The organism is Streptomyces spirodelae, assembly GCF_017676385.1.
Taxonomy (GTDB): Bacteria; Actinomycetota; Actinomycetes; order Streptomycetales; family Streptomycetaceae; genus Streptomyces; species Streptomyces spirodelae.
The window spans coordinates 1-12,400 of the sequence record NZ_JAFFZN010000040.1; the positions used below are offsets into that span (position 1 = coordinate 1).

The window sequence follows — 12,400 nt, forward strand, 5'->3', positions numbered from 1 at the left end:
TTCGTTGGTCCTATTCGCCTTGTTGTGGGCTGGGGTGGGTGCATGTCCCCTCCGGGGCCACGCACAGGCGGGCTACAGAGAGAGGTATGAGTGCCCGCTCCCATGCTCCTGTATGCACAACAGGGTTGGTTTTGGTTCCAGAACCAACCCCCTGCACCCTCCAGAGGCGATCCCCTGACCTCACATCAAGTATGAACAATGGGGCAGGAATTAGGACGACAGCACACCACCCTGCATCCCAGCATCGCACAGCCTGGAGTTATAAACGCCCTATCAATAGGGCTTGCCAAAGTCATCAGTAAAACCGTGAGAACGCCAAAATTGTATCCGAGCAGCAACAACACCCGCTGACGCCCTTGCAGCCAGCCACTAAGAGTCAGTTGGTCGCGCCGTTGCTGACTGCGGGATCAACTGGGGACCCGCGTACGAGAGGTGGGGCGATGAGCGGCCGTCGGCTGACGGAGAGTGGGCTGAGGGGTGCTGCGGAGGTTGAGGTGGTGGGGTGGCGTGTCGTCGGTGAGATGCATGGGGGGAGAGCCTCGGTGCGGCCTTCGCGCGCGCGTGCGTCTAGAGGAAAAGAGGGCCCGTGCGCGGAACCCGCTTTGACCAGGGGTTTTTTGGGAGGGCATGTGTTGGCGCTGACACATTGACCTGCGGAAATGTGTCAGCGGTGCCACAGCGGCACCGGTATTCGACAAGCTAGCTTGTACAATTGGCGATCGTTGCTGGTCAGGCCAGGTTTTTGGGACCCAGGCCCGGAGGTGAGTGTGTCGGTGCCGACACCAAAGCGCCACGCCAGGATGTACAAATCTGCCAACTGGAGTTGGCGAACTGTTAGGGTCCGTGGCGACCCCCGAGATCGAGGACAGGACCGTCGAGACATGGCCCGCCAGCCCAAGCGCCCCGCCTCCGGCCGCAGCAAGGGCCGGATCGCCGCTGTGCCGCCCGGCGGTGACAGCGCCTTCCGGGAGACTTTGTCGTCCCGGCTGGGGCAGGACATCAAGCCGCCGACCCGTAAGCGGCCGGTGCAGCAGATGGACGTCAGCGTCCGCTACACCTACCGCGCGCCCCACGAGGTATACGGCCGGTCCGGCTTCTCTGTGGTCAGCAACGACTTCCTCGCCGACGTCCTGGCCGTGCTGATCGCCCAGCACGGCATGTCACCGATCCAGTCGGCCGTGCTGGTGTGGTGCATCGGCCGGCAGCGCGAGGGTTGGCTGCGCGCCACCCACAAGAAGATCGCGGACAAGCTGGGCGTGGAGCGGTCGAACGTGACCCGGGCGATCGGGCGGCTGGAGGAGTGGCACATGCTCCAGCGCGTCGAGAGCGGTCTGATCTTCGTGAACCCACTGATCGGCTTCGAGGGCAACGGCGACCAGCAGCGGGAGATCCTGGAGGAATTGCGCCGCAACGCCCCGGAGAACGCCTTCCCGGAGCTGCGTGCCCCGCGGCCTCCGCGCAGCGTGCAGCTGGAGCTGGGGGCGGAAGACGGGGATGATGACGGTGTCGACAAGGAGGGGCGGGCATCCTGATGATGCTGATTCAGGCGAGCGCCGGTTTCGGAATGCTGTACCGGCTGGATCTCACCAAGGGCGCTCAGGACCTGCTGAGCGCTCTCATCGAGCGTCAGGCGCCCGGCGGTGAGGTGAACGCCTCCCAGGCCGAGCTCGGGGCCCGTGTGGGCCTCTCACGCAACTCCGCGAACACCGCGATGGCACTGTTGGAGAGCCGGGGCCTTGTGCTGCGCCCAGAGGGGCGGAAGTACCGCACGTACTACCTTCATCCCTACATCGCTTCCTACGCCTCCCAGGAAGAGCTGGAAGAGGCCGTCCACGACGCGGCCGAGCGTATCGAGGACGGCGAACTGCCCGAGATCGCGGTCCCGATGTACGAGACCGCACCGCCCAAACGCTCCTCCACACCCCTACGCGCCGTCCGAGCCGCCGGGTAGCCGACCTCAAACTGGGCCTGGTCTCGGCCAGCCTGGTGCGCTTCCCCTCACTGGAGAAGATGCGGGAAGCCATCGAGGAGCTGCGCGTCAGCAGAGGGCCGAGGAACGGGCCCGCCGCCGCCTGGAGCGGGCACAGCAGAAGCTCTTCAGTTCACCGGTGGTGCATGAGCGGGGGAGGAAAGGGGGGATCAGGTGGCTTTGGAATGGGGGGTGGGGGCCGTGGTGTTGGTTTGTAATGGGCTCTAGTGGGCTCTTGGTGTTCCGGTGGCTTTCCGGGCGTCAGGTCTTGGAATATCTGTAGCCGGAGGGGGCCTTTATCGCGTTGAATTCTTCTGCGGCCCCGCACAATCCGCGTTTCACCCCCTCCGAACCGTCTCAGCGGGCGAGCAGTCCGATCTCGAGGGCTTGGCGGGTCTGGTCGGGGGTGAGCTTGTGCTGTCTGTGGTGGGTGCGGGTGTTGCTGCGGAAGACGCCCAGGCGGATGTGGTGCTGGTTGCCTTCGGTGTCGGTGACGGTCTCGGTGTGAGGGCGTGGCACCCGCAGGTGTCCTTCGCGGGCCTTGAACTGGCGGGCGGCGGCCAGGTTGATCTCCCATCTCGACGCCCCGGCCGGGACGGCAGGTGTGGTGACGTGCTCCTTGGTTGATGGTCGGATTCCCAGCTCGGCCAGGCGCTTTTGCTGGCATTCGGTGAGGGTGTGCCAGGTGGCGGGCTGTTCGGTGAGCCAGGAGCCGATGTCGTCGCCGCCGAGGCTCACTCCGGGCTGGAGCTCGGCGAGGGTGGCGCCTTGGTCCAGCAGCCAGCGGGCTTTTGCATAGTGGCGTTGCCAGGCCAGGGGCCAGTCCGGGTTCCAGTCCGGGTCGATGGCCTCCAGCCGGCGGCGGCGTGAGGCGGTGCGCTCCGGTTTTGTGCCGAGGCCGCCGGGTTTGCGGGCCTGGTGCAGTCGTTCTCCGATTGCTACGCCTGCGAGGGCTGCGTGGCGTGGGGCTGCGAGGGTGTGGTGTTCGGCGAAGTAGCGGGCGCAGGCGTCCAGGAAGCGGGTGAATGCGTGGTCGCGGGGGTCGAAGACGAATCCGGTCTCGGTGAGCAGTTCGGTGCGCCAGTCGGGCAGGTCGCCCGCACGCCAGGCGCGGCGCTGCTCGGCTGCCCACTGGCCGACGGGGAAGTCGGTGTGAGCTTCGCCGAGGTGGACTGTGGCGGTGTAGGGGATGTTGGCGTGTCCGTGTTCGGTGGCGTAGGTGCGGACGGCTTCGAGGCCGGTGAGCCAGGCGGTCGATTCTGGACGCAGGACGCGGGTGCGTACCAGTCGGGCGATCTCTTCTGCGTCGCGGCCGCGGCGGGAGAAGTGCAGCAGTGCGGGCTCGGCGCCTTGTGTTGGTGTTTTCCCTGCTGTACGCGGGTCGGTTGAGGGGGTGTTCTCCGGTGTGCCTCGGCGGCGGCCTGCCGGGCGCAGCGTGAGGCGTTCGATGAGGTGGGCGTCGAATGCGCGCAGGGCTCGTAGTACTGCCACCAGCGGTTCGAAGGCGGCTGCGGTCGCCATGTCCCGTCCTTCGTCTTCGGGGCCGAGGAGGATGGGGACGACCAGGCGGGCGACTTTGTCTTGGTGTGGTTTTTGGCGCAGGGCGCGGCCGGCGGCTTGGATGATGTCGACGGGTGAGCTGCGTACGTCGGCGAACAGGACGCCGTCCAGTCCGCGGCGTCCGGTGATGTCGATGCCTTCGCCCAGCAGGCGGCATGTCGACAGGATGCGGAACTCTGTCTTGCGGCCTTGGGCGTTGAGGCCGTCGGCGAATTGGGTGAGGATCGCGCGCTGGTGTGCTGCGGGGTGGAGGCCGCACAGCCATTCGCCCCATACCTGGCCGGGGAAGCGGCCTGTGGCGCGCAGTTGGTCGGCCGCGTCGGGCAGGCCGCGGGCGAAGGAGAGTGCTTCCTGGGTGCGGGAGTGGAAGGCGAGGAGGCTGACGATGCCGGCGGTTTCCATGTGGGCGAGGGTGGCGGCGCGGATGGCGCCGAGGCGGGCGCCGCGGCGTTTGTCCGGTGTGGTGTCCGTGCTGGGGGGTGCGGGGTCGCGGATTTCCAGGACGTCGATTTCGAAGGAGGCGAGGATGCCTTCTTCGATGGCCTGTCCGAGGGGGTAGGTGTGGACGGGTTTGCCGTAGGTGGCTTCGTCGTCCATGGAGGCGACCAGCATGTCGCCGCCGGTGGTGTCGGTGTCGTAGACGCGTGGGGTGGCGGTCATGTAGAGGCGCCGGTGGGCGGGGATTCGGGTGTTGTCGTGGACGATGGCCCATGGTTTCGTTGTCAGTCCTGCGGTGCGGTGGGCCTCGTCCACGATGGCCAGTCCGAAGCCGTCGAGTTGCTGGCCGTACGCTCCTGTCAGGGCGCGTTCGAGGACGCCGGCGACTGCTCGTTCTTCGGCGGCCTCGGCTTCCTCGGCTTGGGGGTTCTCGTCGGTGTCGGTGTCGGCTGTGGGGTGGCGGCCGGGGTTTCCGACCAGGGAGGCGTAGGTCGCGAAGACGGTGACGGGGCCGCTGCCGGCCCACAGTGCCAGCCGGATCGGGTTGGTGGTGCACCGGACACCCAGTTCGTCGGCGAGGTGGGTGCGTACTTCTGGGTCGCGGTCGAGTGAGCAGACGGCGATCGCGCGGCCGCGCATGCCGTACTGGCGCCATTTCTCCACTGTCTGGGTGAGCAGGTTGAGTGTGGGTACCAGCACCAGCACTCGTCCTCGTGGCTCGAGGCGGCGGGCGGTCTCGTAGGCGATGAGGGTCTTGCCTGATCCGGGCGCGGCGATGACTTGGGCGCGCAGGCCGGTTGCGGGGATGCCGCCGGGTGGTGTCTCCAGTGCGAGGACGGCCGCTTCGACGGCTTCTTCCTGGCGGGGTCGCAGTGTCGTGGGCTCGGCCACCGCTTCCTCCTCGATGCTGTGCGCCCTTGTTGGGTTCGCCGGGTTGTCAGGCGGAGAAGCCGACGGAGGTGGCGTACTCGTATTGGCCCCACTGGCTGCCCAGGTCGGTGAGCTGGTCGTCCCAGGCGTCTGCGAGGGCCTCGCTGTCCTGGGCGGCCCAGGCGTCGATGATGCGGTCCCAGTTGCGGATCCGCAGTCGGCGGAAGCCGGCTGCGTCGGTGGAGATGATTCGTCTGCGGGGTTCGGTGACCTGGGACTGGTCCAGTGGCTGGATTTCCACGCGGGTGCCGCCGCGGGCGTTGAGCCGCTGGAGGAGGTGGCGGGCGACGTTGCGGCGCCGGTAGGCGCGGTAGGCCGCGTCGATCCGGGCGAGGTTGTCCCGTGAGGGCGTCTGTTTGTGCTGCAGCCAGCGGCGCAGTGTGCCTCGGGTGACGGAGATTCCGGCGTCTTTCATGGCTTGGTATCCGGCGGGGGAGTTGGTGAGGTAGTTCAGGCGGGCGCCGAGGCCGCGGCGGGTGGTGACCGGGGAGCGGATGCCCCCTTCCAGGGCGAGGCGGTCGAGTACGTCGGCGGCCAGTTGGGCGCTTTTGCGGCCCTGGGCGCCGTAGAGGCCGAAGTTGAGTGTTCTGTCCGGCACTATGCGGCCTCTCGTTCCCGGTAGCTGCCCTCGGCCACTTTCTCGAGCCGGTAGGTCTGCTTGGGTTTGACCTCGGTGACCTCACGTCCCTGGGGGAACAGTGGTGTGTCCTTCCCGGCGGCCCGTGCGGCTTGCCAGTCGCCGGCCAGGTGGAGTTCGTCGGTGCCCATCATTCGTACGACGGTGAGTCCGGCCTGGTGGGCTTGCCAGGCTTTGTGCCACAGGTTGGCGAATGCCTGGCTGCGGATGATGTGCATCCAGTCCTGCCGGTAGAGGTCGCGGTTGTAGTTGGATTCGCCCATTGTCGAGACCAGTTTGGAGTACATGGCCTTGACGTATTCGTACGCTGTTTCGCCTTCTGCGGAGTCGGATGCGAGGGCGTTGGTGCGGGCCTGGACCAGGGCGCGGCGCAGGGATTCCAGCAGTTGCTCGGTCGAGCCCGACGTCCATGATTCGTGGATCAGTGGCCGTTCGCACAGCCCGTACTTGGGGCCGGAGAGGCGCAGGAGGAGGCGGAGGGTGGATTCGGTGATCCAGATGCGGCCGGGTTCTTCCCGGTCGCCGATCGGGTTGGGCAGGTGCGGGTGTTCCCATTCGGGTGGGGTGATCAGGTGGACGCCGGAGCGTTTGGTGTCGTGTGCGGGGCCGCCTTCGTCGGGGCCGAGGTGGTGTTCCAGTTGGCCGATGGGCAGGTGGGCCTTGAGTGCGCTGAGGTAGGCGCCGTTGATGTCGAGTCCGGTGATCATCTGGTCGCCGAGTTGGTCGAGGACTTGGGGTGGTGCTGTCCAGCGGGGGCGGGCTTCCCAGATGGCGTCGGCGTCCTGGCGGCCGCGTTTGTGCAGGATGTCGGGCAGGTCGGGGTAGTTGCGGAAGTCGTAGCGTCCGCCGGCCCGGCTCTGTTCGAGGAGGTCCATCACGTCGGGGATGGCGGTTTTCTGCAACTGGGCGATGGCCGTCTGGACTTCCCCTCCGGTCTCGGTGAGTACGGCTCGGACTCTGTTCTCGATCCGCTCGACCAGTTCTGTCACTGTCCCGGTGGACTTCGCCACTGTGGCCGGTGTCTTGCCTGCGGTGCGTGGTGCGGCGGGCTGTGTCCGGCCGGCCGGTGGGGTGGGGCGGCGCGCTGGGGCGGGGACGACCGTTTCGCCTGCGGGGTCCGGGGCGGTAGCTGCGGGGTCGGGTGGGGGGGCTGTGGTTGAGGCGGGTGTGGGGGCGGGCTGGTCGAGCAGGCGCAGGTGTGTCATGTCCAACGCCACCTCGGCGGTGGCGAGTGTCCCCAGGTCCCGGGCTGTGACCGTGATGCGGGCCCTCGTGCCGTCGTCGGGGCGCGTGAGGCGGAAGACCCGGTCGGCTTGCAGCTGAGCCACCAGGTGGGGCTCGTCGGTGTCCAGCAGGATCATTACTGCTGTCTGCTTGTCGGCGGCCAGGCGGGTCAGTGTCTTCACCGCGGCCGGCAGGGTGCGGCCGGAGAGCGGGGTGCCCTCCGTGCGGGTGTGCTGGAGCCGGTCGACCACCACCAGCCCCAGGTCTTCGATGCGGGAGGCATCCTCGGCGATCGCCTGCGCGGTGGGTTCGGGCCGGGTGAACGACAGCGGCGCCCCCCGCAGGCGCCCCTCGGCGCCGGTCACGGCCTGCCGCTGCTCGTCGGAGAGGGTGCCGGCGGCGAACTGGGCGTAAGGCACGGGTGCTTCGGCCGCGATGAGGCGGCGGGCGGCCACTTGGAGGGGCACGCCGGAGAGGGCGTAGAGGACCGGGACGGGCTGCTCGGGCGCGAAGGCGGCCGCGCGTGCTGCCTGGAGGGCGAGGAGACTGCCGCCCGCGTGTGGCGGGGCGGCCACGAGCGTGACACTGCCCCGTGGCAGGCCGCCGGAGATGCGGTCCAGTGCTGTGAGACCTGTCGAGAGTCCTGCCGTCTGCGGGGCTGTCTCCAGCAGGCCGTCCAGTACGTCGCCGAGTCCGGTGGTCCCGCACGCCTGGGCCGTGTTCTGCCGGGGTCGGGCGGGGGGAGGGGCGGTGTGCCGGGAGACGGTGGCGGCGGGGTGGCCTCCTACGGTGAGGAGCTGCGGCTCGTTCTGGGCGGCAGCGACCAGGTTGCCCAGTTCCTGCCGGGCTTGCGTGCTCGACCAGACACGGCCGGGTGGTTCCGGCTCCTGGAGGTGCCGCATCACAGCGGCCTGTCGGCTCTTGGAGTTGACCAGGACGACGTCCTCACCCTGCTGGAGGTGCTCGACCACCTCGCTCCACTGCTCACGGGCCTGGGTGAGCGTGACTTCCCTCAAGGCCGCCTCCTCGTCCGGTTCGGCCACCCTATCGCGGTAGGTGCATTGCAGGTGCAGTGCATGCAGGGAAGTGTTTCCGGCCAGTTGTCTGCGTCCGGGGTGGGGGTGCGAACGGGCAGCTCGGCTCGCAGAAGCCGTCCCGCTGCCCGGGCGCGCGTCCGGGACGTATGCGTCGGAGGAGCGCCCGGCACGGCACAGCCGCACACGTGGGAGGCCACCGTGGCGGGCGGTTCCCCTGACGTGGCAGCGATCGGTTCTTCTGACGTGCCAGTGGGCTACGGGGTGTCTATGGCTGCCGCATCCGCCGTGTTGGCGTTGATCAGCAGCTTGGTGAGTGCGACTCGGTCCTGTCGCGTCATCCTGCGCGTCAGCAGATCACACAGTGCTCCCGGGTCGTCCCAAGGGACTTCCTCCCGCGTCTGGGCGCTGGTGGGGCGCTGGTTCTCCGTCGTTCCGGGGCGCTGATTCTCCGTGGTGCCCGGACGCTGGTCCGGCAGCGGCAGTTCGGGGTCGTGGGACGCCCGGTCGTTCTTTACCGCGGTAAAACTGTCGGAGTCGGGAGCCGGTTCGTCGACGGGGGTGTCTTTTACCGCGGTAAAGCTCCGCGACTCCTGTGCGCCGTCACCGGCCGTGCCGGCTGCCCCGCTGCGGTGCTTCCCGCGGCGTGGCTTCGGCTGGGCCTTCTCCTCGTCACGCTTGGCGGACCGTGCTTCCCAGGCGGCCAGCTGCTCGTCGGCCGGCAGCTTCACCAGGGCGCGGGTCTCGCGCACCGGCAGGTCGCCGGAGCTGACCAGCTCCTGGAGGCGGGGGGTCAGGTTCAGCAAGTACATCTGCTGGGTGACCCAGCCGGCCGACTTCCCGTAGTACTCCGCGACCTTGGCCTTGCCGCCCAGTTCATCGACCATCGTGCGGAGGCCGAGCGCCCGCTCGATCGGGTCGAGGTCCTCCCGGTCGTTGTTCTCCGAGAGGATCGCGTGCAGGAAGTCGCCGCGGGAGTGGGCCACCTCGTCGTCGACGACGACCTCGAGAGTGGGCAGGCCGACGGCGAGGCTGGCCCGGTAGCGCCGCTCTCCGTTGGCGATGACGTAGGCCGCTTCGCCCACCGCGTCGGTCTCACCGGGCCACAGCTCCAGGTATGCCTCGCGATTGACGGCGACCGCCGGCTGCAGTTGCTTGGCCTTGAGGCGCTGCCCGAACTCGCGCAGCTCGTCGTCCGACCCGAAGTTGCGGCGGGGGTTGAACCGGGTGGGAACCAGTTGTGTGAGCGGAAGCGTCCGCAAGCGGCTGTCGGGGGCTCCGGTCGTGGGCGCGCCGGTCGTCGCCGCGACGGCCTGGCGGCGGGCGCTGACGCCGCCGCGTGTCCGGCCGAACGAGGAACCCGTTCCGAGCTGGTCGGCTACTCGGCTCATGAGATCTCCCTCGCCAGCGCGCGCATCGTGCAGGCCTGCTCGCCGCGCGGGGCGAACGACAGCAGCGGCTGCTTGAGACGGACCGCCTTGCGCTGGTCCGTCAGATCACCGATGACGGCGACCACCTTCGGGTCCTTGATGTCTATCCACGCTTCCAGTGAGGAGGTGGCGATGAAACCGCGGCGCGGGTCGTAGAGGTTCACGACGATGCCGAGGTAGTCGATCTCGACTCCCATGTCGCTGCGGAGGTCCTCGATCTGGGTGACGAGGAGGTCGTAGGCGTCCGCGCTGCTGTCCTCGGCCTGCACCACGATGAGCGGTCCGGAGCTTCCGGCGGGCTCGTCCTCACGGCGCCGGCCGTAGTAGATGGCCGTGTCCATGCTGAGGCCGAGGCTTGGTGGGCAGTCGACGATGATTTCGTCGTACGACGCCTCAAGCGGCGCCAGGGCACGCTCGAGTGCCGCCTCCCGGAAGCGGACCTTGGAGAGGGCGACATCGAGGAGGAAGCCGTCCTGGCAGCCGGGAAGCAGGTCCAGGCGGCCGCCGTAGCGGTCATCGTCGATGGGCACGATCAGGTCCCGGATGTCGCCCTTGGCCTCGCCGGTCATGTGCTTGCTGAGGCTGTCGAGGGAGGAATCCATGGGGATCTCTTCCTGGCCCAGCTGAGTGGTCAGGTGCCGCTGGGGGTCGAAGTCGACGAGCAGCGTGCGGCGGCCCAGACCGGGGAGGTCCTCCACCTCCAGCAGATCGTCCGGGGGTTCGGCTCGCAGCCGTGTGGCGAAGTGCCGGGAGATGCGCACGGGGTGCAGAGCGTGGGGTTCTTCCGCCAGTGCCGCCCCGAGGCCGGCGGTGACGGCTGTCTTGCCCACGCCGCCCTTCTGGTTGCACACGATACGGCGGCGTGGGTACTTCGCCGGCGGGACGGTGGGTGCGGGGTTCTTCTCGAGCCACAGCTGGACGGACTGCGCGAGGCCTTGGATCAGGGAGACCTTCCGGTCTCCCGCCGCCTGGCGGAAGCGGTCCCATTGGCCGGCGGGCAGAAAGGTGGAGAAGGAGTCAGCGCCTACGGTCTCGACGGGGCTGGGTGTGGCGGCCAGAGCCAACCACGCCTCGATGCCCTGCTCGACGGCGGTCTGGATCTCAACCCCGTGCTGGGCCGCTCTGACTTTGAGGTCCTGCCGGAGCCATCCCGGCAGCTTGGAGACGACCTTCTCACGGTCGCCGGAGGAGGCTGGAGAACTCATGGGGGTACCTTACTAACGCGGCAGATCATCGAGAACAGCAACACGTTAGAAAGACCTACGAATGAGTGGCGCGGGGGGCTTTACCGCGGTAAAGCCCGGGGAGCGGGGGAGCAGGAGAACGGAGAGCAGGAGAGCCTGGGAGTCACGCAGGCATGCCGGAGCAACTCGCCGTCCAGCCAGTGCGTGCGGGCTCGGCGGGCTTCTTCGCCGGAAGCGCCCGCGACGTGCGAAGGGAAGATCCACCAGGCAGGCATGAGCGGCAAGTTCGCCGGTGAGAGACTGCCTTCCGGAACAGGCAGGGGGCTTCAGGATGTGGAGCACGGGGGGTACGCACAAGGGCGCGGAGAGGCTGCGGCGACTCCTGGTCGCCGTGGTGGTGGCCGGTGCCATGGTGATCGCGGCGATCGGTTTCGCCGGCTCGTATGCGGCGGTCCGTGAGCTGGCCGAGCGGAAAGGTTTCGGCGCTTTCGCTCCGTTCTTCCCGATCGGGGTGGACGCGGGCATCGTCGTGCTGCTGGCGCTGGATCTGCTGCTGACGTGGATCCGGATTCCGTTTCCGCTGCTGCGGCAGACCGCCTGGCTGCTGACGGCCGCCACCATCGCCTTCAACGGCGCCGCCGCCTGGCCCGACCCGCTGGGGGTGGGGATGCACGCGGTGATCCCGGTGCTGTTCGTGGTCACCGTGGAGGCCGCCCGGCACGCGACCGGACGCGTGGCCGCCATCACCGCCGACAAGCACATGGAGGGCGTACGCCTCTCCCGCTGGCTGCTGGCCTTCCCCTCCACCTTCCGCCTGTGGCGGCGGATGAAACTGTGGGAGCTGCGCAACTACGACGAGGTCATCCGCATGGAACAGGACCGCCTCGTCTACGAGACCCGACTGCGCGCCCGCTACGGCCGCTCCTGGCGCCGCAAAGCCCCCGTCGAAGCCCTCATGCCCCTCAAACTCACCCGCTACGGCATACCGCTCTCCACGACCGCCGCCTCAGCAGAACTGTCCGCAGGTGCACCCCCGAAGTGGGGCGAGGAACCCCGCTCCGAGCCCTCAGCACAGCGGGAGCCGCGCTCTGCGGGTACCGGTGCCACGCGGTCCCGGCAGGCAGCCGCCGACGGCCGTCCCTCCGGGAATCCGCCGGTACCCCGTGCCCCGGGCCGGGGCGCTCCGGCGGGGGAGGAGGACGGCACACCTTCCGTTCCCGGTAGTGAGACGCCAGGACGAGATCAGGGCCGTACTCCCCGAGCTCCGGTCGCCGCCGCGGAGGGCCTTTTGCGGGAACGGCGAGCAGCACCCGACGAGTCCAGCTTGCGGGGCGATTCGGTACCCGCGCAGCCGTCCGGGGACGGGAAGGCGGGGCTGGAGGAGGGGCAGGAGGAGCGTCGTCGCGAGGAAGCGGCCCCGGCCCCTACCGAGCCCAGGGACGGCTCGGTGGTCGTGGCGCGGGAGCAGGACGTCGTCGGTGGCAGGCAGCGGGAAGCGCACGGGGCGACGCAGTACGAGAAAGCCTCGGTCGTGGGGGAGGGGGGCCCGACTCTCGTCGACCGCTACTACCAGGCATGGGCCGAACTCACGGAGAAACTGGGGACCGAACCCGCCATCCAGGACTTGTCCGACCACCTGTGGGTGAGGGGCATGTCAGGCCGGGGCGGTGGCCGGATAAGCCCCAGCACACTGCGCCGGTACCGGATGGGCTGGCGCATCTACCGCGTGTGGGCGCAGTACCTCGACGCCAACGGCGGCGCCGAACCGTCACTCACCGAGCTGGAAGAGCTGTGTGCCGAGCACGCCATACGGTCCAAGGGCGGACGAGGTGACCGGCTCGAGCAGCGGGACCTGGCGGGCTACCTCACCGACTTCCGGCGCCGCTACACCGCGCTCGCCGGGCGGTGAACCCTCCAGTCGATGACCACGGGTCCCCGGGGAGGGGCAGCGGCCGCTCCCCGGGGACCCATCCGGCATCCGGTTCGGAGACCGC

8 protein-coding genes are annotated in these 12,400 nt (G+C 68.7%); 3 read left to right on the forward strand and 5 right to left on the reverse strand.

The genetic code is table 11. The features are described from left to right. Positions 1-881 precede the first annotated feature (881 nt). Both JW592_RS30185 and JW592_RS30190 read left to right on the forward strand, forming a co-directional pair. Complete coding sequence (locus JW592_RS30185; RefSeq protein WP_209268444.1) at positions 882-1,532, forward strand: MarR family transcriptional regulator; 651 nt, start codon at positions 882-884, stop codon at positions 1,530-1,532. Further along, entirely contained in the window at positions 1,532-1,951 is a 420-nt protein-coding gene (locus JW592_RS30190) for a helix-turn-helix domain-containing protein (RefSeq protein ID WP_209268445.1), read from the forward strand. The genes JW592_RS30185 and JW592_RS30190 overlap by 1 nt, the downstream gene beginning before the upstream one ends. Before the next feature lie 375 nt (positions 1,952-2,326). On the opposite strand, the gene JW592_RS30195 is transcribed toward JW592_RS30190, so the two are convergent. The 5 genes from JW592_RS30195 to JW592_RS30215 all read right to left on the reverse strand — a co-directional run bounded on the left by JW592_RS30195 (position 2,327) and on the right by JW592_RS30215 (position 10,427). Next, positions 2,327-4,858 (reverse strand): DEAD/DEAH box helicase, encoded by a 2,532-nt coding sequence (locus tag JW592_RS30195; protein ID WP_209268446.1) that lies wholly within the window; start codon positions 4,856-4,858, stop codon positions 2,327-2,329. A gap of 46 nt (positions 4,859-4,904) precedes the next feature. Then, the gene (locus tag JW592_RS30200; protein ID WP_209268447.1) at positions 4,905-5,495 is read right to left on the reverse strand and encodes a transcriptional regulator; all 591 of its coding nucleotides are present in this window, start codon (positions 5,493-5,495) and stop codon (positions 4,905-4,907) included. Further along, positions 5,495-7,774 (reverse strand): DnaB-like helicase C-terminal domain-containing protein, encoded by a 2,280-nt coding sequence (locus tag JW592_RS33660; protein ID WP_209268448.1) that lies wholly within the window; start codon positions 7,772-7,774, stop codon positions 5,495-5,497. The genes JW592_RS30200 and JW592_RS33660 overlap by 1 nt, the downstream gene beginning before the upstream one ends. A gap of 275 nt (positions 7,775-8,049) precedes the next feature. Beyond that, positions 8,050-9,183, reverse strand: a complete 1,134-nt coding sequence (locus tag JW592_RS30210; protein WP_209268449.1) for a ParB/RepB/Spo0J family partition protein — start codon at positions 9,181-9,183, stop codon at positions 8,050-8,052. Then, positions 9,180-10,427 (reverse strand): ParA family protein, encoded by a 1,248-nt coding sequence (locus tag JW592_RS30215; RefSeq protein WP_209268450.1) that lies wholly within the window; start codon positions 10,425-10,427, stop codon positions 9,180-9,182. Before JW592_RS30215 ends, JW592_RS30210 begins: the two co-directional genes overlap by 4 nt. 310 nt (positions 10,428-10,737) lie before the next feature. On the opposite strand from JW592_RS30215, the gene JW592_RS30220 reads away from it, so the two are divergent. Then, positions 10,738-12,315, forward strand: a complete 1,578-nt coding sequence (locus tag JW592_RS30220; RefSeq protein ID WP_209268451.1) for a DUF2637 domain-containing protein — start codon at positions 10,738-10,740, stop codon at positions 12,313-12,315. The last annotated feature ends 85 nt before the right edge of the window (positions 12,316-12,400 follow it).

Excerpts from the sequence above, each read along its gene's own strand:
- JW592_RS30185 (WP_209268444.1), top strand. The coding sequence starts at position 882 with ATGGCCCGCCAGCCCAAGCGCCCCGCCTCCGGCCGCAGCAAGGGCCGG.
- JW592_RS30190 (WP_209268445.1), top strand. The coding sequence starts at position 1,532 with ATGATGCTGATTCAGGCGAGCGCCGGTTTCGGAATGCTGTACCGGCTG.
- JW592_RS30210 (WP_209268449.1), bottom strand. The coding sequence starts at position 9,183 with ATGAGCCGAGTAGCCGACCAGCTCGGAACGGGTTCCTCGTTCGGCCGG.
- JW592_RS30215 (WP_209268450.1), bottom strand. The coding sequence starts at position 10,427 with ATGAGTTCTCCAGCCTCCTCCGGCGACCGTGAGAAGGTCGTCTCCAAG.
- JW592_RS30220 (WP_209268451.1), top strand. The coding sequence starts at position 10,738 with ATGTGGAGCACGGGGGGTACGCACAAGGGCGCGGAGAGGCTGCGGCGA.